At 73.5% G+C, this 21,414-nt stretch carries 21 protein-coding genes and 1 tRNA gene; 11 read left to right on the forward strand and 11 right to left on the reverse strand.

From position 1 onward, the window contains the following. Nucleotides 1-26: 26 nt before the first annotated feature. The 3 genes from ACFY15_RS06210 to ACFY15_RS06220 form a co-directional block, all read right to left on the reverse strand. Nucleotides 27-1,490: a PP2C family protein-serine/threonine phosphatase gene (locus tag ACFY15_RS06210; RefSeq protein WP_390686209.1), complete on the reverse strand. Its 1,464-nt coding sequence runs from the start codon at nt 1,488-1,490 to the stop codon at nt 27-29. Nucleotides 1,491-1,634: 144 nt separating this feature from the next. After that, on the reverse strand, nt 1,635-2,135 hold the full coding sequence (locus ACFY15_RS06215; RefSeq protein ID WP_344160193.1) for an FHA domain-containing protein: 501 nt from the start codon (nt 2,133-2,135) through the stop codon (nt 1,635-1,637). A gap of 10 nt (nt 2,136-2,145) precedes the next feature. Beyond that, the gene (locus tag ACFY15_RS06220) at nt 2,146-2,952 is read right to left on the reverse strand and encodes an FhaA domain-containing protein (protein WP_390686210.1); all 807 of its coding nucleotides are present in this window, start codon (nt 2,950-2,952) and stop codon (nt 2,146-2,148) included. A 292-nt stretch (nt 2,953-3,244) separates the two neighbouring features. Here ACFY15_RS06220 and ACFY15_RS06225 point away from each other — a divergent pair. The 6 genes from ACFY15_RS06225 (at nt 3,245) to ACFY15_RS06250 (ending at nt 8,739) form a co-directional block, all read left to right on the forward strand. Then, nucleotides 3,245-3,327 (forward strand) — tRNA-Leu (locus ACFY15_RS06225). 164 nt (nt 3,328-3,491) lie between these two features. Continuing rightward, nucleotides 3,492-5,204, forward strand: coding sequence for a sensor histidine kinase (locus ACFY15_RS06230; protein WP_390686211.1), 1,713 nt, complete (start codon nt 3,492-3,494; stop codon nt 5,202-5,204). Between the two features lie 8 nt (nt 5,205-5,212). Next, the gene (locus ACFY15_RS06235) at nt 5,213-5,872 is read left to right on the forward strand and encodes a response regulator (protein WP_390686212.1); all 660 of its coding nucleotides are present in this window, start codon (nt 5,213-5,215) and stop codon (nt 5,870-5,872) included. Nucleotides 5,873-5,986: 114 nt separating this feature from the next. After that, nucleotides 5,987-7,444, forward strand: a complete 1,458-nt coding sequence (locus ACFY15_RS06240) for a DUF2252 domain-containing protein (RefSeq protein ID WP_390686213.1) — start codon at nt 5,987-5,989, stop codon at nt 7,442-7,444. A gap of 60 nt (nt 7,445-7,504) precedes the next feature. Then, a complete protein-coding gene (locus ACFY15_RS06245) occupies nt 7,505-8,335 on the forward strand; it encodes a hypothetical protein (protein WP_390825100.1) in 831 nt (276 codons plus the stop codon). Between the two features lie 59 nt (nt 8,336-8,394). Then, nucleotides 8,395-8,739, forward strand: coding sequence for a rhodanese-like domain-containing protein (locus ACFY15_RS06250; RefSeq protein ID WP_390686215.1), 345 nt, complete (start codon nt 8,395-8,397; stop codon nt 8,737-8,739). A 115-nt stretch (nt 8,740-8,854) separates the two neighbouring features. On the opposite strand, the gene ACFY15_RS06255 is transcribed toward ACFY15_RS06250, so the two are convergent. From ACFY15_RS06255 to paaA, 6 genes are all read right to left on the reverse strand, one after another. Next, nucleotides 8,855-9,997, reverse strand: a complete 1,143-nt coding sequence (locus ACFY15_RS06255) for an acyl-CoA dehydrogenase family protein (RefSeq protein ID WP_390825101.1) — start codon at nt 9,995-9,997, stop codon at nt 8,855-8,857. 112 nt (nt 9,998-10,109) lie between these two features. After that, nucleotides 10,110-11,213, reverse strand: coding sequence for a 2Fe-2S iron-sulfur cluster-binding protein (locus ACFY15_RS06260; protein ID WP_390825102.1), 1,104 nt, complete (start codon nt 11,211-11,213; stop codon nt 10,110-10,112). Further along, nucleotides 11,214-11,720: a 1,2-phenylacetyl-CoA epoxidase subunit PaaD gene (gene paaD, locus ACFY15_RS06265; RefSeq protein WP_390686218.1), complete on the reverse strand. Its 507-nt coding sequence runs from the start codon at nt 11,718-11,720 to the stop codon at nt 11,214-11,216. Further along, nucleotides 11,714-12,448 carry a 1,2-phenylacetyl-CoA epoxidase subunit PaaC gene (paaC, locus tag ACFY15_RS06270; RefSeq protein WP_390825103.1) on the reverse strand — a complete coding sequence of 245 codons (735 nt, stop codon included), beginning with the start codon at nt 12,446-12,448 and terminating at the stop codon, nt 11,714-11,716. Before paaC ends, paaD begins: the two co-directional genes overlap by 7 nt. After that, nucleotides 12,445-12,729 (reverse strand): 1,2-phenylacetyl-CoA epoxidase subunit PaaB, encoded by a 285-nt coding sequence (paaB, locus tag ACFY15_RS06275; RefSeq protein WP_351877754.1) that lies wholly within the window; start codon nt 12,727-12,729, stop codon nt 12,445-12,447. The genes paaC and paaB overlap by 4 nt, the downstream gene beginning before the upstream one ends. After that, entirely contained in the window at nt 12,726-13,730 is a 1,005-nt protein-coding gene (gene paaA / locus ACFY15_RS06280) for a 1,2-phenylacetyl-CoA epoxidase subunit PaaA (RefSeq protein ID WP_390686220.1), read from the reverse strand. Before paaA ends, paaB begins: the two co-directional genes overlap by 4 nt. Before the next feature lie 147 nt (nt 13,731-13,877). On the opposite strand from paaA, the gene ACFY15_RS06285 reads away from it, so the two are divergent. The 3 genes from ACFY15_RS06285 (at nt 13,878) to ACFY15_RS06295 (ending at nt 16,633) form a co-directional block, all read left to right on the forward strand. After that, a complete protein-coding gene (locus ACFY15_RS06285) occupies nt 13,878-14,546 on the forward strand; it encodes a DUF5819 family protein (RefSeq protein WP_390686221.1) in 669 nt (222 codons plus the stop codon). After that, nucleotides 14,483-15,742: an HTTM domain-containing protein gene (locus ACFY15_RS06290; RefSeq protein WP_390825187.1), complete on the forward strand. Its 1,260-nt coding sequence runs from the start codon at nt 14,483-14,485 to the stop codon at nt 15,740-15,742. The genes ACFY15_RS06285 and ACFY15_RS06290 overlap by 64 nt, the downstream gene beginning before the upstream one ends. Before the next feature lie 156 nt (nt 15,743-15,898). Then, nucleotides 15,899-16,633, forward strand: coding sequence for a TrmH family RNA methyltransferase (locus tag ACFY15_RS06295; RefSeq protein ID WP_390686223.1), 735 nt, complete (start codon nt 15,899-15,901; stop codon nt 16,631-16,633). Between the two features lie 3 nt (nt 16,634-16,636). On the opposite strand, the gene paaN is transcribed toward ACFY15_RS06295, so the two are convergent. Next, on the reverse strand, nt 16,637-18,319 hold the full coding sequence (gene paaN / locus ACFY15_RS06300; protein WP_390686224.1) for a phenylacetic acid degradation protein PaaN: 1,683 nt from the start codon (nt 18,317-18,319) through the stop codon (nt 16,637-16,639). A 168-nt stretch (nt 18,320-18,487) separates the two neighbouring features. Here paaN and ACFY15_RS06305 point away from each other — a divergent pair, with 168 nt between their 5' ends. Beyond that, nucleotides 18,488-20,029, forward strand: a complete 1,542-nt coding sequence (locus ACFY15_RS06305; RefSeq protein ID WP_390825104.1) for a 3-hydroxyacyl-CoA dehydrogenase — start codon at nt 18,488-18,490, stop codon at nt 20,027-20,029. Further along, nucleotides 20,026-20,613: a TetR/AcrR family transcriptional regulator gene (locus ACFY15_RS06310; protein ID WP_366454148.1), complete on the forward strand. Its 588-nt coding sequence runs from the start codon at nt 20,026-20,028 to the stop codon at nt 20,611-20,613. The genes ACFY15_RS06305 and ACFY15_RS06310 overlap by 4 nt, the downstream gene beginning before the upstream one ends. Before the next feature lie 85 nt (nt 20,614-20,698). Here ACFY15_RS06310 and ACFY15_RS06315 read toward each other — a convergent pair whose 3' ends face one another. Next, complete coding sequence (locus ACFY15_RS06315) at nt 20,699-21,295, reverse strand: Lrp/AsnC family transcriptional regulator (RefSeq protein WP_390686226.1); 597 nt, start codon at nt 21,293-21,295, stop codon at nt 20,699-20,701. Nucleotides 21,296-21,414 lie beyond the last annotated feature (119 nt).

Here is a 21,414-nt window from a genome sequence, read left to right on the forward strand (position 1 = left end):
GGCGGGCCCCCTGTGCCCGCGTATCTCTACTGCTTCTCGCACTGGCCGACGACAGCCTGCTCCGCGGGAGTCAGGCTGGGTCCGGGCGTCTGGCTGCCCTGCGCTTCGGCGGCGCGGCGGGCCTCTTCCTGCTTGCAGGCGGAGACCTGGGTGCCGAGCTCGTCGATCTTCTTGCGCGCCCCGTCGAGGTTGTCTTCGCTGATGGTGGCCTCGACCTGCTTCCGCTTGAAGGACGGCAGGTACTTCAGTTCGATCTCGGGATGATCCGTCTCGACCTGAGAGAGGTGGATCCAGGCCAGGTTCTGGCTGATGCCGCGGTACAGCGCGACGTGGTCACCCTTGACGCCCACGTAGTACTGGGTCTGCGTCCAGCGGTGCGCGGCGTACAGGCCCCCGCCGACGACGCCGGCGACGAGGAGCAGGATCAGGGTGCGGGTGGTCCACTTGCGCCCTTTGCTGCGCCGCTTGCGCGGGTGGTCGTACGAGTCGTCGTACTGGCCGTCGGCGTCGTAGGCCTCGGGTTCGCCGAAGGTTCCGTACGGGGCGCCGCCGCCCTGGCTCTGGTCGGGGTAGCCGTAGCCGGCGGCTTCACCGCTGCCCGGGGGGCCGAAGGCGCCCTGGGGAGGCGGGGTCTGGCGGCCGAGGCCCGAGGCCCGGCCGGCCGGGGTCTGCATGGCGTTGCCGTCGAAGAGCTGGTGAGGGTTCTCGGCGACCGCGCCGACGACCACCGGGGTGTCGTTCGGCTGGGCGGCCATGGTGTCGCCGCTGTCGGTGTCGAGGACGTCCGCGACGATGCAGGTGATGTTGTCCGGACCGCCGCCGCGCAGGGCGAGCTGGATCAGGGACTGCACCGTCTCGTGCGGGCCGTGGTAGTCGGCGAGGGTCTCCTCCAGGGTCTGGTGGGAGACCACGCCCGACAGGCCGTCGGAGCAGATCAGGTAGCGGTCGCCGGCCCGGACCTCGCGGATGGAGAGGTCGGGCTCCACGACGTCGCCGCTGCCGAGCGCCCGCATCAGGAGCGAGCGCTGCGGGTGGGTGGTGGCCTCTTCCTCGGTGATCCGGCCCTCGTCGACGAGCCGCTGGACCCAGGTGTGGTCCTGGGTGATCTGGGTGAGGACGCCGTCGCGGAGCAGGTAGGCGCGCGAGTCGCCGACGTGGACGAGGCCGAGCCGCTGGCCGGTCCACAGCAGGGCGGTGAGCGTGGTGCCCATGCCCTCCAGCTGGCTGTCCTCCTCGACCATGACGCGCAGCTGGTCGTTGGCCCGCTGCACGGCGATACCGAGGGCCGTCAGGATGTCGGAGCCCGGGATGTCGTCGTCGAGCTGGACGAGCGAGGAGATGACCTCGGAGCTGGCTACCTCGCCGGCGGCCTGGCCGCCCATGCCGTCGGCGACGGCGAGGAGCCGGGGACCGGCGTAGCCGGAGTCCTCGTTGCCCTCGCGGATCATCCCCTTGTGCGATCCGGCGGCGAAACGCAGGGACAGACTCATGCGCACCTGCCCTGTCGACGACGCTTCGGGGTACAACCGGTCTCGAGCCACACTGCCCACCCTCCGGTCGGGAGCGCGCTCGGGCCCGTGTCCCCGGTGGGACGGACCGCTGCGGCTCGCTCGCTCCGCTCGCTCATTCTCGTACTACTTCCGCAGCTCGATGACGGTCTTGCCGATGCGGATCGGGGCGCCCGGCGGAATGGGCGTCGGGGTGGTGAGTCGGGTCCGGTCGAGATACGTGCCGTTGGTGGACCCGAGATCCTCGACGATCCACTGGCCGTCACGGTCGGGGTAGATCCTGGCATGGCGGCTGGAGGCGTAGTCGTCGTCCAGCACGATCGTGGAGTCGTGGGCGCGGCCCAGCGTGATCGTCTGGCCGGCGAGGGTCACGGTGGTGCCCGTGAGGGTTCCCTCGGAGACGACGAGCTTGGTCGGCGCGCCCCGGCGCTGGCGCTGCTGCGGCGGGGCGGCCTGCCGCCCGGTCTGCTGCGGCGCGGCCGCCGCGCCGCCGCCGCGGCGCGAGCCGCGCTGCGTGACGCGCGTACCGAACAGGTCGCTGCGGATGACCTGAACGGCCACGATGACGAACAGCCACAGAACGGCCAGGAAACCCAACCGCATGACCGTCAGGGTCAGCTCTGACATTGCCCCCGCTTCACCCTTCGGCTTGCCGGTAAATGATGGTGGTGCTGCCCACGACGATCCGCGAGCCGTCGCGGAGCGTAGCGCGGGTGGTGTGCTGTCCGTCCACCACGATGCCGTTGGTGGACCCGAGATCCTGGATCGTCGGGGGTGTTCCGGTCCGGATCTCACAGTGCCGGCGGGATACGCCGGGGTCGTCGATCCGCACATCGGCCTCGGTGCTGCGGCCGAGTACGAGCGTGGGACGCGAGATCTGGTGGCGGGTGCCGTTGATCTCGATCCAGCGGCGCATGGTGCCCGGAGCGCCGGAAGTCGCAGGGGCGCCGCCGGGGCGGCCGCCGGGTGCGCCCGGGGGAGGACCCGCGGGCATGGGAGGGGCGGCGACCGGCGGGTAGCCGTAACCGCCCGGCCGGCCCTGGGGGGCCTGGGAGGGGTCCTGGGAGGTGCTGGAGGCCAGGGTGCGGCTGCGGACGCGGTAGAGGCCCGTGTCCAGGTCCTCGGCCTTCTCCAGGTGGACCTTGATGGGGCCCATGAAGCTGTAGCGCTGCTGCTTGGCGTAGTCGCGGACGAGACCCGCGAGCTCGTCGCCGAGCTGCCCGGAGTAGGGGCTCAGGCGCTCGTAGTCGCCGGAGCTCAGCTCCACGATGAAGTCGTTGGGGACGACGGTCCGCTCGCGGTTCCAGATGGTGGCGTTGTTGTCGCACTCCCGCTGGAGGGCGCCGGCGATCTCCACCGGCTGGACCTCGGACTTGAACACCTTGGCGAAGGTGCCGTTCACCAGACCTTCGAGACGCTGCTCGAACCGCTTCAGGACTCCCATCGGGCACCTCCTCCGTCGCTGTCGCCCTGTACTGCTTACTGATCGTATCCACGCGTGGCGGATTCGGGTGGTTCCCCTTCGCTCCTGTCCACAGGAGTGTTGGTACTCACAAGGGATCGTAGGGGTGCTCCAAGGACAGTGTCCCGCACCCGGAGGGGGCTGCGGGAGGGGCCGTCGGGAGGTCCACCGGGGGTGACGGGAAAGCGATTTCAATCCACCCCTTCTGACGTGCTACTGTTTCGACGTCGCCAGGGGAACGGGCCGAAAGGCAAGATCCACTGGAGAGCTGCTCGGGCGAGTGGCGGAACGGCAGACGCGCTGGCTTCAGGTGCCAGTGTCCTTCGGGACGTGGGGGTTCAAATCCCCCCTCGCCCACATCGGGGAAGCCCCGGTCCGGACTCCGGATCGGGGCTTCTCGCTGTTTCCGGCCGTTCGTGCGGCCGCCGTCGTGCGTCGCCGACGATCGTCCGACTTTCGTCGTGCCGGGCGCGACGAAAGAGGGCGGCCCGCGTGGTGTGCCGCTGTCTAGGGTCGGTCGCGTGGATGTCAAGGCGAGGGTGCGTGCGGGCCGGGAGTGGCTGGAGGGGCCGGAGACCTGGTCCCGGCGGATGCTGGCGGGGGACCTGGCCCTCGCGGGGCTGCTGGCCCTGCTGGGCCTCGGCGTCGACGAACTCGGCAACAGCTGGGGCCTGAAGACGGCCCTGGGGGCCGTGGCCGTGGTGGCGCTGGTGCTGCTGCGCAGGCGGCTGCCGGCGGCCACGCTGGTGGCGGGCGCCGCGGCGAGCGCGTTCCTGCCCGCCGTGTTCCTCGTGACGATCGTGCTGGGCTGGTCCGCGGGACGCAGGATCGTCGGCGTGGGCCGGGCGCTCGGGGCGTTCGTGCTGGCCTTCGTCGCGTCGGTCGGCCTCACGCTCGTCGACCAGTGGGCGCAGATGCGGCCCTTCCTGGTGATCGTGTTCGCCACCCTGCTCTTCCTCGCCGCCACCGTCATGCCCGGCCTGGCCAGCCGGTACTGGCACCAGCGCCGGACCCTGCTGAGCGCCCTCCAGGAGCGCAACGACCGGCTCGTGCGGGAGCGGACGATGGTCGCCGGGCAGGCCCGGCTGCGGGAGCGGCAGCGGATCGCCCAGGACATGCACGACAGCCTCGGCCACCAACTGGCGCTGATCTCCGTGCACACGGGGGCGCTGGAGGTGGACCCCGCGCTGACCGACCGCCAGCGCGAGGCGGTCGGGGTGCTGCGGCAGGCCTCGGTGGCGGCGATGCACGAGCTGCGCGAGGTCGTCGGGATCCTGCGGGACGGGGTGGAGGCCCCCGCCCCCGCGGACGAGGCGCAGCCGGCCGCGCGCGGGGTGGCCGGGATCGCGGGCATCGTGGAGGCGGCGCGGGCCGCGGGGACCGACGTGCGGTTCGGCACGGCGGGGCGGCCCCGGCAGCTGGTCGCGGCCTGCGACCACGCCGCGTACCGGATCGTGCAGGAGGCGCTGACCAACGCCTACAAGCACGCCCCGGGGTCGTCGATCGCCGTGGAACTCCGTTACGAGGACGACTCGTTGGTGGTGGAGATCGCCAACGGACCGGCCCCGGAAAGGGGTTCGGGCGAGGTGGTCTCCGGCGGACAGGGCCTGACGGGGCTGCGGGAGCGGGCCCGGCTGGTCGGCGGCATGGTGCACGCGGGCGCCACCGGGGACGGCGGGTTCCGGGTGGCCGGGGTGCTGCCGTACGGGACGGAGCCGGCCGGGGCGGCCGACGACGTCGCCACAGACTTCGCCGACGACTTCGGCCAGCGGTCGCAGGCGCTGTCGCTGGCACGGGAGGGGGCCGCCAGGACGGCCCCGCCGATGGACTGGGCGGCGCTGGACCGCGAGCTGTCCGTGCCCCTCCGCAGCCGGGCCGGGGGCGTCGCGACGGGCTGCGGGATCGCGGTGGCGGCCGTGGTGCTGCTCGTCATCGTGCTGGGCGCCGGGGTGGTCCTGCTGGTGGGCACCGCGGACCAGGCGATGATCAGCAAGGACCAGTACGACGCGGTGCACGTGGGCGAGTCCGAGGAGTCCGTGCGCAAGCGGCTGCCGGACGGGGACAGCGTCCTGACGATGGGCGTGGACCGCAAGGGCCCGCCGCCGCCGGCGGGGTCGGACTGCCTGGCGTTGCTGGCCGTGGACTCCTCGGAGCTCACGAAGGACACCGTTTTCCGGTTCTGCTTCCTGGACGGCAAGCTCGTGGAGAAGCAGGCGTACGAGGTCGAGCAGTAGGAGCGCGGGTGACAGCCAAGGTGATCCGAGTGGTGATCGCTGACGACGAGCCGCTGATCCGGGCCGGGATCAGGATGATCCTGACCTCGGCGCCGGACATCGAGGTCGTGGCGGAGGGTGCCGACGGGCGGGAGGCGGTCGAGCTGGCCCGCTCCCACGCCCCGGACGTGGTGCTGCTGGACATCCAGATGCCGGTGATGGACGGGCTGACCGCGCTGGGCGAGCTGGGGCGGGCGGTGCCGGGCGCGCGGGCGCTGATCCTGACCACCTTCGGGGAGCGGGAGAACGTGCTGCGGGCGCTGAGCCAGGGCGGCGCGGGGTTCCTGCTGAAGGACTCGGCGCCCGGCGAACTGATCGGCGCGGTCCGGGCGGCCGCGGCCGGCGACGCCTATCTGTCCCCCGCCGCGACCCGGCACGTGGTGGACCAGCTGGCCGGCGGGCAGGCCGCGGGCCGCGGCGAGGAGGCCCGGCGGCGGGTGGCGGGGCTGAGCGAGCGGGAGCGCGGGGTGCTGGCGCTGCTCGGGGAGGGCCTGTCCAACGCGGACGCCGGCCGCAGGCTCCACATGAGCGAGGCGACGGTGAAGACGTACGTGAGCCGGATTCTCGCGAAGCTGGGGTGCGAGAACCGGGTGCAGGCGGCGCTGCTGGCGCGGGACGCCGGTTTGTAGCAGGGCTGTGGCAGCCCTGTGGCGGTGCCGTCCGGGGGACTTGGGGTACCGTCGGGCCGATCTGACCGGCGGAGAAGCCGCCGGTGGGGCATGACGAGGCGGGGGGCGGCGCACATGGCGACGGCATCGGGACGGTACGCGGTGGGCGCGGCGGACGCGGCGGAAGCCGCCGACGCGGGACGGTCCGGCGGGCGCGTCCCGCGCGTCCCGGGCTTCGCCCCGAGGACCGTGGCCGGCTCCCCCAAGGAGGCCGGCCGGGCGCTGCGGCTGCGCGTGCCGCGCTCCGCCCACGCCGGCTTCGAGATACCCGCCGACCGCCCGGACGCCGTGCGCGCGGTGGAGGAGTCCAACGTCGGGCGGGTCGCCGAGCTCACCCCGATACGCGTGGGCCGGATGGCCGCCAATCCCTTCGCCTTCCTGCGGGGAGCCGCCGGCCTGATGGCGCACGACCTGTCCGGCGGACCCGTGACCGGGGTGGGCGCGCAGATCTGCGGTGACGCCCACGCCGCCAACTTCGGCCTCTACGGTGACGCGCGCGGCCGGCTCGTGATCGACCTCAACGACTTCGACGAGACCGTCTTCGGCCCGTGGGAGTGGGACGTCAAGCGCCTCGCCACCTCGCTGGTGCTGGCCGGACGCGTCGCCGGCGCCGACGAGGACACCTGCCGGGCGGCGGCGCGGGACGCCGTGGGCGCCTACCGGCGCACCATGCGGCTGCTGGCCAAGCTCCCCGCGCTCGACGCCTGGAACGCCATCGCCGACGAGGAGCTCGTCTCCCACACCGACGCCCGCGACCTGCTGGGCACGCTGGAGCGGGTCTCGGCGAAGGCCCGCAACAACACCTCCGCCCGGTTCGCCGCCAAGTCGACCGAGGCGGTCGACGACGGGAGCCGCCGCTTCGTGGACGCGCTGCCCGTGCTGCGCCGCGTCGGCGACCAGGAGGCCGCCGCCGTGGCCGCCTCGCTGGGCCCCTACCTGGGGACGCTGTCGGGGGACCGGCTGCCGCTGCTGGCCCGCTACGCGATCCACGACGTGGCCTTCCGCGTCGTCGGCACCGGCAGCGTGGGCACCCGCTCGTACGTGGTGCTGCTGCTGGACCACCGGGGCGAGCCCCTGGTGCTCCAGGTCAAGGAGGCCCGGCCCTCCGCGCTGCTGCCGCACCTGCCCGCGCTGGGCTTCCACTCCCCGGAGGAGGAGCACGAGGGCCGCCGGGTCGTGCTCGGGCAGAAGCGGATGCAGGTGGTCTCCGACATCCTGCTGGGCTGGACCACCGTCGAGGGGCGCCCGTACCAGGTCCGCCAGTTCCGCAACCGCAAGGGCAGCGTGGACCCGGCGGCGCTGACCGCCGACCAGCTCGACGACTACGGGCGGATGACCGGCGCCCTGCTGGCCCGTGCGCACGCCCACAGCGCCGACCCGCGGCTGCTGGCCGGGTACTGCGGCAAGAACGAGGAGCTGGACGAGGCGGTGGCCGCCTTCGCCGTCGCCTACGCCGACCGCAGCGAGGCCGACCACGCGGACCTGGTGGCGGCGGTGCGCTCCGGCCGGATCGCGGCCGAGTTCGGGGTCTGACCGGCGGTCCGCGGGGCCGGGGGAGGAACGGCTCCCCCGGTCGGGCCGTAGGCTGGCCGGGTGAGCGAGCAGAGCGGACAGACAGCCCCCGAAGAGCAGGCCGCCTCCGGTGACGAGCGCCCCGAGGCCCGCCTGGAGCGTGCCGTGCGGGCCGCCGAGCAGGCACTGATCGAGTTCGAGATCGCGGTGGAGACCTTCCGGGTGGAGGTCGAGAACTTCTCCCGGCTCCACCACCAGAAGCTCGGGCCGATGTACGCGCGGCTCGACGAGCTCGACGCGCTGATCGCGGAGGCGAAGGCCGCCCGCAGCGGCGATCCCGAGGACCTGCGGCGGGCCCGTGAGGCCCGCTCGCTGGTCATGCCGATGCCCGGGGTGGACGAGCTGTTCCACGACTGGCTGGGCTCGGACGGGATCTCCGACGACGCGGCCGCGATGCTCACCGACCGGCCGGTGCGCCCGCCGGAGCGGGTGCGCCCCTCGGAGGAGGTCCGCCGGCTCTACCGCGAGCTGGTCCGCCGGGCCCACCCGGACCTGGCTCAGGACGAGACGGAGCGGGCGCGGCGCGACGCGTTCATCGCCCGGGTCAACGCCGCCTACGGGCGCGGCGAGGAGCAGCTGCTGCGCGAGCTGGCCGAGGAGTGGGACGCGGGCCCGGTGCCGCAGGCCGCGGCGCCGGGCGAGAGCGAGGAGCTGTACGCCCGGCTGGAGTGGCTGTCGCAGCGCAAGGAGCTGCTGTCGATGGTGGCCAAGGAGCTGGAGGACAGCGCGATCGGCGCGATGCTGAGGATGGCCCCCGACGACCCGGACCGGCTGCTGGAGGAGATCGCCGAGCAGCTGCTGGCCCAGGTCTCCGAGCGCGAGGCGGAATTGGCGTCCTTCGCGACTCCGTGAGCCCGGGTGCCGGGGTCGGATAGGTTGGCAGGCCAGATCCGTGAAGAGAGAAGGCTGTCATGAACTTCGGACCGCTCCCCTCGGTGGAGGCCGCCGCGGTGCCCGCCGAAGGCCTTGTCCTGGACGTCCGTGAGGACGACGAATGGGCGGCCGGTCATGTCGAGGGCGCGCTGCACGTCCCGATGAGCGACTTCGTCGCGCGCTTCGGCGAGGTGACGGAGGCGGTCGCGGACGGCCGCACGGCGTACGTGATGTGCCGCGTGGGCGGGCGCAGCGCCCAGGTCACCCAGTACCTCGTGGGCCAGGGCATCGACGCCGTCAACGTGTCCGGCGGGATGCAGGCCTGGGACGGCGCCGGGCGGCCGATGGTGGCGGAGAACGGGAACCCGGCCTTCGTCCTCTAGCCTCCGCCCTCCGGGGCCGACGCGCGCCGGGGTCGACGTGTGCCGGGCTGACGTGCGCCGGCGCGGGCCCGGCGCGGGCCCGCCGACCGGTTCCGGCACCCGCCCGGCTCCGGCCTCAGCCGAGGGGGTGGGCGGCCAGCAGGTCGCCCAGGGCCTCCTCGTGCGCGGCGGCCGGGCCGAGCTGGAGCTCCAGCTGTTTGGCCCAGGCGTGGTAGCGGTGCAGCGGGTAGTCCGTGTCGGCGCCGAAGCCGCCGTGCAGGTGCTGCGCGGTCTGCACGACCCGGCGCACGCCCTCGGAGGCCCAGATCTTGGCGACGGCCACGTCCCCGGAGGCGGGCAGCGGACCGCCCGCCGCTCCGGTCGCGGCGTCGAGCCGCCAGGCCGCCTGCCAGAGGGTGACCTCCATGGCGCGCAGGTCGATGTAGCGGTCGGCGGCCTGGACCGCGACGGCCTGGAAGGTGGCCACGGGGAAGCCGAACTGCTCCCGCTTGCCCGTGTAGTCGCTGGTCATGGCGAGGACGCGTTCGCCGAGGCCGAGCGCGAGGGCGCAGGTCCCGGTGGTCAGGACCTGGCGCAGCCGCTCCCAGGCGCCGGGGGCGTCGATCAGGTGGGCGGCGGGGACCCGGACCCCGTCCAGGGTGAGCTCGGCGAGCTTCTCCCCGCTGGTGGAGTACTGGTCGGCGAGGGTGAGGCCCTCGGTGGCGCGGGGGATCAGCGCGAGGACGGCCCCGCCGTCGCCGGTGTGCGCGGGGACGGCGATCCAGTCGCTGCAGTGCGCCCAGGGGACGGCGGTCTGCACCCCGTCCAGGATCCAGGAGCCGTCCTCGCGGCGTGCGGTGACGGCCAGTTCGGCGGGGTCGTGGCCGGTGCGGCCCTGCGCGGCGGCGGTGAGGACGAGCGTGCCGCGCGCGGCGCCGGGCAGCAGGGCGGCGGCCAGCTCGGGGCCGCCGTGGGACTGGACGGCCATGGCGGTCGCGCAGTGCTCCAGCAGCGGCACCCGGGCCAGCGCCCCGGCCGCCTCGCGCAGCACCAGGCAGAGCGCGACGGTGTCCAGGCCTGCCCCGCCGTGCTCCTCGGCGAGCACGAGGCCCAGCAGGTCGGAGCGGGCGAGCGTGGCCCACAGGGGCCGGTCGAACTCCTCGGCGACGGCCCCCGGCGTGAGCGCGGGGCTGGGGACGCCGTCGGGGGCGACGTCGGCGAACACCGCCTTCGCCGCTTCGACGGCCGCCCGCTGTTCCTCGGTGAAGGTGAAGTCCACTGCCTGTCCTCCCGCGCGCACCGGTGCTGTGGTCCAGCGGGCTCGGCCACTGGACCTGACGGGGCGTCAAGATAGAGCAGGAGGCGGCAGAAACACAGCCCGCCGGGGCGGCTCAGCGGTCGAAGTCGATCTCCACTTCCTCCGTCACGGGGTGGGACTGGCAGGCCAGCACGAACCCGGCCTCCGTCTCCTCCTCCTCCAGCGCGAAGTTGCGGTCCATGCGCACCTCGCCCGAGACCACGAACGCCCGGCAGGTTCCGCAGACCCCGCCCTTGCAGGCGTACGGGGCGTCCGCGCGGTTGCGCAGCACGGCGTCCAGCAGGGACTCCCCGGCCTGCACCGGCCAGGTGCCCGAGCGGCCGTCGAGCCGGGCGGTGACCCGCCCGTGGGCCGCGACCGGCGTCGAGGACCGCACGGGGTCCAGCGGGGCGGTCTCCTCGACGTGGAAGACCTCCTCGTGCACCCGGGTCCGTACGACGCCCAGCGCGGCCAGGGCCCGCTCCGCACCCGTCACCAGCCCGTACGGGCCGCACAGGAACCAGCCCGAGACCTCGCCGACCGGCAGCAGCGCGGGCAGCAGGGACGTGAGGCGGGCCTCGTCGAGCCGCCCGGACGGCAGCCCGGCCTCCTGCTCCTCGCGGGAGAGGACGGTGACCAGCTGGAAGCGGTCCGGGTAGCGGTCCTTGAGGTCGGCCACCTCCTCCAGGAACATCGTGGAGGCCGCCGTGCGGTCGCTGCGCACCAGGCAGAACCGGGCGTCGGGGCGGGCCGCGAGCAGGGTGGCCGCGATCGACAGGACCGGGGTGATGCCGCTGCCGCCGACGATCGCCGCGTAGTGCGCCGAGGCCGGGGCGGCCGCCGGGTCCAGGGTGAACCGCCCGGCCGGGACCATCACGTCCAGCACGTCGCCGGTGCCGATCTCCTTGTGGGCGAAGGTGGAGAACTCGCCGCCCTCCACCAGGCGCACCCCCACGCGCAGCTCGGCCGGGCCCGGGCCGTCGGCGGACGGGGCGGGGGAGCAGATCGAGTAGGTCCGGCGGACCTCGGCGCCCTCGGCGGGCCTGCGGCGGAGCGTCAGGTGCTGGCCGGGGGCGTGCCGGTACTCGGTGCGCAGCTCCTCGGGCACCGACAGGGTCAGCGCCACCGAGTCGTCCGTGAGCCGGTCGACCGCCGCCACCGTCAGGGGGTGGAACGCGCCGTGGCGGGGTGCGGCCATCTACAGCTCCTTGAAGTGGTCGAACGGTTCGCGGCAGGCGACGCACCGGCGCAGCGCCTTGCAGGCCGTGGAGGAGAACCGGCTGAGCAGCTCGGTGTCGGTGGAGCCGCAGTTCGGGCAGCGCACCGACAGGGTGAGCGGGACCGGTCCGCCGGCGGAGTGCGGGCGGGGCGGGGCGATGCCGAACGCGGCGAGCTTGCGGCGGCCTTCGGCGCTGATGTCGTCGGTGGACCAGGCGGGGGCGAGCACGGTGGTGACCCGCACCCGGGGTATGCCGTGGTCGGTGAGGACGCGCTCGATGTCGGCGGACATCGCCTCGATGGCAGGGCAGCCGGTGTAGGTGGGAGTCAGGAGCACCTCGGCGTACCCCTCGTCATGCATCCGCACGCCGCGCAGGACGCCCAGCTCGGCGAGGGTCAGGACGGGCAGCTCCGGATCCGGGACGGTGCCGGCCAGCTCGGCCAGCTCCGCCTCCAGGCGGCTCGCCCCGGCGGCGGCGGTCACCACGACGCTCCGGGGTGGCTGCGGTGCAGGTGCTGCATCTCCGCGAGCAGCCGGCCGAAGGACTCGGTGTGCAGGCCCTGGCGGCCGGCTCCGGCGGTCCAGGCGCCCGTGCGCGGGCCCTCGGGCAGGTCCAGTCCGGCCCGCTCCAGGACGCCGCCCAGCGCGGCCAGCCAGCGGGCCTCCAGGGCGGCGGGGTCCACGTCGAGGCCCTCGACGGGGCGGAACATCTCCCCGGTGTACTTCCACAGCCCGTCCAGGGCCGCGCGCATGCGCCGGCGGCTCTCCTCCGTGCCGTCGCCGAGCCGCAGCGTCCACTGCTCGGCGTGGTCGCGGTGGTAGGCGGTCTCCTTGACGGCCTTGGCCGCCAGCGGGGCGAACGGGCCGTCGCCTGCGGCCAGTTCCGTGTACAGCTCGTGCTGGTACAGGGAGAAGTACAGCTGGCGGGCGATGGTGTGGGCGAAGTCCCCGTTGGGCTGTTCGACCAGTTGGAGGTTGCGGAAGGCGCGCTCCTCGCGCAGGAAGGCCAGCTCGTCCTCGTCGCCCGCCATGGAGAGCAGGACGCGGGCCTGGCCGAGCAGGTCGAGCGCGATGTTCGCGAGGGCGACCTCCTCCTCCAGGACGGGGGCGTGGCCGGCCCATTCGCCGAGGCGGTGGGAGAGGATCAGAGCATCGTCCGCGAGGGCGAGGACGGCTGCCGTGACCGCCGGCTGGGTGGTGGTGTCGGTGCTCACAGGTGGCGCACCCCCTCGGGGATCTCGTAGAAGGTCGGGTGGCGGTAGGGCTTGTCGGCGGACGGGGCGAAGAACGGGTCCCGCTCGTCCGGGGAGGAGGCCGTGATCTCCGCGGAGGGAACGACCCAGATGGAGACGCCTTCGCTGCGCCGCGTGTAGAGGTCGCGTGCGTTGCGCAGGGCCATCTCGGCGTCGGGGGCGTGCAGGCTGCCCGCGTGCGTGTGCGAGAGGCCGCGGCGCGAGCGCACGAACACCTCCCACAGGGGCCAGTTCTGCGTCATGCCTGTACCTCTCGTCCGGTGCCGGTGTGCTTCTGCGCGTACGCCGTGGCCGCTTCGCGGACCCAGGCGCCTTCCTCGTGGGCCTTGCGCCGCTGGCTGATGCGCTGCTCGTTGCAGGGGCCGTTGCCCTTGAGCACGTCCCAGAACTCGGCCCAGTCGATGGCGCCGAAGTCGTGGTGCCCGCGCTCCTCGTTCCACCGGATGTCCGGGTCGGGCAGGGTCAGGCCCAGGGACTCGGCCTGCGGGACGGCGATGTCGACGAAGCGCTGGCGCAGCTCGTCGTTGGAGTGGCGCTTGATCCGCCAGGCCATCGCCTGGGCGCTGTGGACCGACTCGTCGTCCGGCGGGCCGAACATCATCAGGGACGGCCACCACCAGCGGTTCACGGCGTCCTGGGCCATGGCGTGCTGGGCCTCGGTGCCCTGGGAGAGGGCGAGGAGCAGCTCGTAGCCCTGGCGCTGGTGGAAGGACTCCTCCTTGCAGATCCGGACCATCGCGCGGGCGTAGGGGCCGTAGGAGCAGCGGCAGATCGGCACCTGGTTGGTGATCGCCGCGCCGTCCACGAGCCAGCCGATGGCGCCGACGTCCGCCCAGGTCAGAGTCGGGTAGTTGAAGATCGAGGAGTACTTCTGCCTGCCGGAGTGGAGCTTGTCGAGCAGCTCGTCCCGGCTGGTGCCGAGGGTTTCGGCGGCGCTGTAGAGGTAGAGGCCGTGCCCCGCCTCGTCCTGGACCTTGGCCATCAGGATCGCCTTGCGGCGCAGCGAGGGCGCGCGGGTGATCCAGTTGGCCTCGGGCTGCATGCCGATGATCTCGGAGTGGGCGTGCTGTGCCATCTGCCGGACCAGGGAGGCGCGGTACTCCTCGGGCATCCAGTCGCGCGGCTCCACGCGCTCCTCCGCCGCGACGGCGGCGTCGAAGTCCGCCCTCAGCTGCGCGCCGAGGCCGGCGGACCCTCCGTCCACCCCGCCCGACGTCCCCGTCTCCGGAGTCACTGCGACCATCACGGCTCCCTGTCCGAATCTGCGTCCGAGTCTGCCGTCCGCCCGACCGACCGATCGTTCGGTTCATCCTCTTCAATGGTGAGACGGCGGCCCGTAGGGTGTCAACCTCTGTGGGCAAGCCTGTGGACGCCGGATGATCGGGGCGGGATGGACGCGAACGAGCGCGAGCGCGGGGACGGGCCCGGCACGGCCCCTCCCCGGGCGCCCGGGATCGCCGGGCTGTCCCTCCCGTACCGGGTTCTCGCGGCGCTGGTCACCGGCGCGCTGGCCGTCGCCGCCTGCCTGCACCTGGGGCTGGTCTTCCTGCACGTCGCCCCCTCCAACACGCTGAGCAAGCGGCACGCGGGCCTGGTCGACGGCTGGATCTACCCCGAGTTCGAGCAGAACTGGAGGCTCTTCGCCCCCAACCCGCTCCAGCAGAACATCGCCGTGGAGGCCCGCGCCCAGGTCCGCACCGCCGCCGGCGCCCTCGTCACCACGGACTGGCGGGACCTGTCCGCCGAGGACGCCGCCGCCATCCGGCACAGCCCGCTGCCGAGCCACACCCGGCAGAACGAGCTACGCCGGGCCTGGGACTTCTTCACCGGCTCCCACGACGACGACAACAAGGCGACCAACGCCGACCGCGGCGAGCTGTCCGAGGCCTACCTGAAGCGGATCGCCGGCGGCCGGCTGGGGGCGGGACTCCCCGGCGGGGACCGGATCGTACGGGTCCAGCTGCGCTCGGCGACGCGCTCGGTGGCCGCGCCTGCCTGGAGCGGGGAGAAGACGGACACCCAGACGTACTACCGGGAGCTGCCGTGGTGGACCGTCTGAGGCGGGCGCTCGCGCAGGTCAGCGGCCAGGCCCTCGGCCCGTACCAGAGCGCCGTCGTACGCATCGGCTTCGCCGGGACCTGGCTGTTCTTCCTGCTGCGCGAGTTCCCGCACCGCCAGGAGCTGTACGGGCCCGACGGGCCGTGGAGCTGGCAGCTCGCCGAGCGGCTGCTCGCCGGCAACCACGCCTTCACGGTGCTGCTGTGGTCCGCGTCCGGGTGGTGGTTCGAGCTCGTCTACGGCCTCGCCGTGGCCGCGAGCGCGCTGCTGGCGCTGGGCTGGCGGACCCGGGCGACGTCCGTGCTGTTCATGGTCGGGGTGCTGTCGCTGCAGAACCGCAGCGTGTTCATGGGCGACGGCGGCGACAACGTCATCCACCTGATGGCCGTCTACCTGGTGCTCACGCGCTGCGCGCAGGTCTGGTCGCTGGACGCGCGGCGGGCCCGGCTGCGCGGCAGCGCCGCGGCGGGGCCGGCCGGACCGGCGCTGTGGGGCGTGCTGGGCGCGCTCCTCGCCTGGGCGGTGCTCGGCGGGCGGCTGAGCGACGGCTGGGCGGCCGTGTTCGCGGCGCTGTGGGCGGGGGCCCTGCTGTGGTGGCTGGCCGAGCGGTACGAGCCTGAGGGCGAGCGGCGGGCCGCCCTGGACGTGCTCGCCAATCTGCTGCACAACGCCGGGATGCTCGTGATCACGGCGGAGGTGTGCCTGATCTACGCGACTGCGGGCTGGTACAAGATCCAGGGCTCACGCTGGCAGGACGGGACCGCGCTGTACTACCCGCTGCGGCTGGACTACTTCTCCCCGTGGCCGGGGCTGTCGGGGGTGCTGGCGGGCAGCGGGGTGGCGGTGATGCTGCTGACCTACGGGACCGTGGTGGTGCAGGTCGCGTTCCCGTTCACGCTGTTCAACCGGCGGGTCAAGAACGTGCTGCTGGCGGTGATGATGCTGGAGCACGCGGGGATCGCGGTGCTGCTGGGGCTGCCGTTCTTCTCCTTGGCGATGATCGCCGCCGATGCGGTGTTCCTGCCGACCGGGTTCCTGGTGTGGGTGGGGGCGCGGGCCTGCGCGCTGCGGGTGCCGCTGCGCGGAGCGGCTTCCCGCCCCGCCCTTCCTCCGCTTCCCGGGGCTCCGCCCCGGCCCCCGCTTCTGGTGGTTCCGCCCCCGGACCCCCGCGCCCCCAACGCCGGCGAGGCCGGATAGCCGCTGCGACTCCAGCCCCGTCGGCGTTCGGGCGACGGGCGCGGAGCACCCGGAACGGGTCCGGGCGGAGCCCGGAGAACGGTGGAAGGCCGGGTAGGGGGGCGCTCCGCGCAGCGGCGGCCCGGCGCCGCCCGGCCGGGCCTTAGGGTCGGGGGTATGAGTGTGGTGCGGGAGTGGGCCGGGGCGGCCGGGCGGGACGATGTCGTGTTGCTGGACGGGTTCCATGCGCTGAAGCACGCGCTGCGGTTCGGGGCCGAGGTGGTGGCCGTCGTCGCCGACGAGCCCGAGCGGGTGCGGGCGCTCGCCGCCGAGCTCGCGCCCGACGTGGAGGAGGCGGTGGCGCGGCTGCTGCGCCAGGGGCCGCTCAAGGAGCTGCTGCCCCGCGTGCACCCCACCGGCGTCGCGGCCCTCGCCGTCCGGCCCGACCGGGACGCCGGGCGGGCCGCCCTGGCGCGCATGCCCCGGCCCGCGCCGATCGTCCTGCTCGACAACCCACGCAACCTCGGCAACGTCGGCGCCGTCGTCCGCCTCGCCGCGGGCTTCGGCGCCACCGGCGTGGTGACCCGGGGCGACCTCGACCCCTGGCACCCCAACGTGGTCCGTGCCGGGGCCGGGCTGCACTACGCGACCACCGTGGACCGGCTGGAGCTGGAGGAGCTGCCGCCCGGGCCCGTGTACGCGCTGGACCCGGAGGGCGAGGACATCCGCGCCCTCACCCTCCCGGACGACGCCCTGCTGGCCTTCGGCTCCGAGCGCCACGGGATCTCGCCCGAGCTGCGTGCCCGGGCGGACCACCTGGTGTCCCTCCCGATGCGGCCCCAGGTCTCCAGCTACAACCTGGCCACCAGCGTGGCGATGACCCTCTTCCACTGGGGAGGGCCCCGGTCCTGAGGGCTACGCCTGGCGGCGGACCTCCACCACGCGGAAGCGGTTGGAGACGAACGCCCCGTCGCACAGCGCGGCGTTCGCCGCCGGGTTGCCGCCCGAGCCGTGGAAGTCGGAGAAGGCCGCGGTCTGGTTCACGTAGACCCCGCCCGTCAGGTTCAGCGACAGCTGCGCCGACTCCTCCAGGCAGACCTCCTCGATCGCCCGCTCGGTGTCCGCCGAGGTGGTGTAGGCGCCCACCGTCATCGCGCCCTTCTCCCGCACCGTGCGGCGCAGCAGCTCCAGGGCGTCGGCGGTGGAGTCCACCGCCACCGCGAAGGAGACCGGGCCGAAGCACTCCGACAGGTACGCCGCCTCCGGGTCCGGCTTGCCGGCGTCCAGCTTCACGATCACCGGGGTGCGCACGACCGCGTCCGGGAACTCGGGGTTGGCCACCTCGCGGGAGGCCAGCGCGACCTCGCCCAGACCCGCCGCGGCCTCCAGGCGCGCCTTGACGTCCGGGTTGACCAGCGCGCCCAGCAGAGCGTTGGCCCGGGCGTCGTCGCCCAGCAGGCCGCCGACCGAGGCGGCGAGGTCGGCGACGACCTCGTCGTACGACTTGTGGCCGGCGTCCGTCTCGATGCCCTCGCGCGGGATCAGCAGGTTCTGCGGGGTGGTGCACATCTGGCCGCTGTAGAGGGACAGCGAGAAGGCCAGGTTGGACAGCATGCCCTTGTAGTCGGAGGTCGAGTCGACGACGACCGTGTTGACGCCGGCCTTCTCCGTGTAGACCTGCGCCTGGCGGGCGTTGGCCTCCAGCCAGTCGCCGAACTCCGTCGAACCCGTGTAGTCGATCAGCTTGATCTCGGGGCGGACCGCGAGGGTCTTGGCGATGCCCTCGCCCGGCCGCTCGACGGCCAGCGCGACCAGGTTCGGGTCGAAGCCCGCCTCGGCGAGCACCTCGCGGGCCACCTTGACGGTCAGCGCCAGCGGGAGGACGGCGCGCGGGTGCGGCTTGACCAGGACGGCGTTGCCGGTGGCCAGGGAGGCGAACAGGCCGGGGTAGCCGTTCCAGGTGGGGAACGTGTTGCAGCCGATCATCAGCGCGACGCCGCGCGGCACCGCCGTGAAGGTCTTGCCGAGCTCCAGCGGGTCGCGCTTGCCCTGCGGCTTGGACCAGTCCGCCTGGCCGGGGACCCGGGTCTGCTCCTCGTACGCGTAGGCGACGGCCTCCAGGCCGCGGTCCTGCGCGTGGGGGCCGCCCGCCTGGAACGCCATCATGAACGCCTGGCCGCTGGTGTGCATCACCGCGTGCGCGAACTCGTGGGTGCGGGCGGAGATGCGGGAGAGGATCTCGATGCAGACCGCGGCGCGGGCCGCGGGTCCGGCGTCGCGCCAGGCGCCCATGCCGGCCTTCATGGCGGGCAGCAGGACGTCCACGTCGGCGTGCGGGTACTCCACGCCCAGCTCCGGGCCGTACGGCGAGACCTCGCCGCCGGTCCAGCCGTCGGTGCCGGGCTGGTCGAGGTCGAAGCGGGTGCCGCGGACGGCCTCGAAGGCGGCGAGCCCGTCGGCCGGGGCGGTCTCCCCGTAGGCCTTGGGGTGCTCGGGGTGCGGGGACCAGTAGGCGCGGCTGCGGATGGCAGCCAGCGCCTGGTCCAGCGTGGGCCGGTGCTTCTCGGTGAGCTGGGAGAGGGTGAGCTCGGCGGCCATCAGGGACCAACTCCTCGTTGAGCCGGGCAGGATCAGGCTGGTTCTCAGCGTGAGATCAGGCAGGGGCGGGTGAAGAAGAGCAGACTGGAGTTAGAGTAACCGAACGATCGGTCGGGACAAGAGGGCCCGGCAGGACCTGTGGACAACCCGGTGCGGGAGGATCAGGACATGACAGCAATCGAGCGGTCCCGCACTGTGGCGGTCGTCGGCGCCGGCACCATGGGTCAGGGCATCGCCCAGGTGGCCCTCCTCGCAGGCCACCGCGTGCTGATCCACGACATCGACGCCGCCCTCGCCGCCACCGGGGCCGCCCTCGTGCGCGACCGCGTCGAGCGGATGGCCGCCAAGGGCCGCCTCGACCGCGCCGAGGCCGAGGAGGCCGCCGGCCGGATCGGGGCGGCCGAGGGCCTGGCCGACCTCGCCGACGCCGCCCTGGTCATCGAGGCCGTCGTCGAGGACGTCACCGTCAAGCACGCCCTCTTCGCCGCACTCGAAGAGGTGGTTTCGCCGGACGCCCTGCTGGCCACCAACACCTCCTCCCTCTCCGTCACCGAACTCGCCGCCGGTCTGGCGCACCCCGGCCGCTTCCTCGGCCTGCACTTCTTCAACCCGGCCCCGCTGCTCCCCCTCGTCGAGGTGGTGAGCGGCTCCGCCACGGACCCGGCCGCCGCCGAACGCGCGTACCGCACGGTCCTGGGCTGGGGGAAGACCCCGGTCCGCTGCGCCGACACCCCCGGATTCATCGTCAACCGGATCGCCCGCCCCTTCTACGCGGAAGCCTTCGCCGTGTACGAGGAGCAGGGCGCCGACCCCGCGACCATCGACGCCGTCCTGCGCGAGAGCGGCGGTTTCAAGATGGGCCCGTTCGCCCTGACCGACCTGATCGGCCAGGACGTCAACGAGGCCGTCACCCGCTCGGTGTGGGAGTCCTTCTTCCGCAGCCCCAAGTTCACCCCCTCGCTCGCGCAGCGCCGGCTGGTCCAGTCGGGCCGCCTCGGCCGCAAGTCCGGGCACGGCTGGTACCCGTACGGCGAGGGCGCCCAGCCGCCCGCCCCGCGCAACGCCGAGCCGCAGAAGGCGCCGGAGAAGGTGTCCGTCGTCGGCGACCTCGGACCGGCCGCCGCCCTGGCGGGGCTCATCGAGGAGGCCGGCATCGCGGTGACCTCCACCGCGCACGGCGGCCCGTACATCCAGCTGCCCGGCGAGGGCCAGCTGGTGCTCGCCGACGGCAGGACCGCGGTCGAGTTCACCGACGTCGTCTACTTCGACCTCGCGCTGGACTACCGCGAGGCCACCCGGATCGCCCTGTCGGTCAGCGAGGACACCAGCGAGCGCACCCTCGCCGAGGCCGTCGGCCTCTTCCAGCGGCTTGGCAAGGAGGTCTCCGTCATCGGGGACGTCCCCGGCATGATCGTCGCCCGGACCGTGGCCATGCTGATCGACCTCACCGCCGACGCCGTGGCGCGCGGGGTGGCCTCCGCCGAGGACATCGACACCGCGATGCGGCTCGGCGTCAACTACCCGCTGGGCCCCTCCGAATGGCACGCGCGGGTCGGCCGGGACTGGGCGTACGACCTCCTGCACCACCTCGACGAGCGCTGCCCCGGCGGCCGCTACGCCCCCTCGCTGGCCCTCTTCAAACTGGGCTACGCGGACGACGGCGAAGCGGAGGAGGCCGCCGCAGAGGCGGCGGAGGAGGTCGCCGGATGACCACGGCCAGGCGCGACACCTACACCCCCGAGACGCTGCTGTCGGTGGCGGTGCAGGTCTTCAACGAGCGCGGCTACGACGGCACCTCCATGGAGCACCTCTCCAAGGCCGCCGGGATCTCCAAGTCCTCGATCTACCACCACGTGGCGGGCAAGGAGGAGCTGCTGCACCGGGCCGTCAGCCGGGCGCTGGACGAGCTCTTCGCGGTCCTGGAGGAGCCGGGCGCCCTGCGCGGTCGCGCGGTCGCGCGCGTCGAGTACGTCACCCGCCGCACGGTCGAGGTCCTGGTCGCGGAGCTCCCGTACGTCACCCTCCTGCTGCGGGTGCGGGGCAACACCCGCACCGAGCGCTGGGCCCTGGAGCGCCGCCGCGAGTTCGACCACCAGGTCGCCGAGCTGCTCAAGGCCGCCGCCGCGGACGGGGACCTGCGGGCGGACGTGGACATCCGGCTGGCCACCCGCCTGCTCTTCGGCATGGTCAACTCACTGGTCGAGTGGTACCGCCCGCACCCGGGCACGACCCCCGACCAGCTCGCGGACGCCGTGGTCAGCATGGCCCTGGACGGCCTGCGCGCGAAGTCCTAGCGGGAGCGGCGGGGGAAGGGGGGTCCGGATTCCGGCCCCCTTTCCCCTTCCCCCCTCCCCCCTTTCCGGCCCTCCGCGGGCGTCCTCAGTCCTCCGTGAGCGCCGGGCCGCCGGCGGGGCCCGGGTCCAGCAGGTCCGTCTCCTCGAAGACCAGCAGCGTGCGGGTGGACAGCACCTCAGGGATGGACTGCAGACGCGTCAGCACCAGCTCCCGCAGCGTGCGGTTGTCCGCCGTGTGGACCAGCAGCAGGACGTCGAAATCCCCGCTCACGAGGGCGATGTGGGCGGCCCCCGGCAGCTCGCGCAGCTTTTCGCGCACCGTCCGCCAAGAGTTCTGGACGATCTTCAGGGTGATATAGGCCGATGCCCCCTGACCTGCCCGTTCGTGGTTCACCCGGGCTGTGAACCCGCGGATCACCCCGTCGTCGATCAGCCGGTTGATCCGGGCGTACGCGTTCGCGCGCGAGACGTGCACCTGCTCGGCCACCGACCGTATCGACGCCCGGCCGTCCGCCTGGAGCAGGCGCATGATCGACCGGTCGATCGGGTCGAGGGGGCGGGGCGGCACGGGCGGCGCCGGTACCACCGGCGGGACGGGAACCGGCGGTGCCGCCGGAGCGGCCGGGGCACCCCCCGGTGAAGCCGGTACGGAGCCCGTTCCGGCCATTTGTTCATCCGGCATTGCCCACTGCCTCCCTCTCCTGGACGTCCTGCACCCATCCCAGGGCCCCGTCGCCAGTTTGTCCACAGCCTGAAGGCGCCTGTAGCCAAATTGCGCCGACGACCGAACAATCGGTAGGT

The sequence above is a fragment of the Streptomyces sp. NPDC001373 genome (assembly GCF_042895815.1).
In the GTDB taxonomy this organism is placed as follows: domain Bacteria; phylum Actinomycetota; class Actinomycetes; order Streptomycetales; family Streptomycetaceae; genus Streptomyces.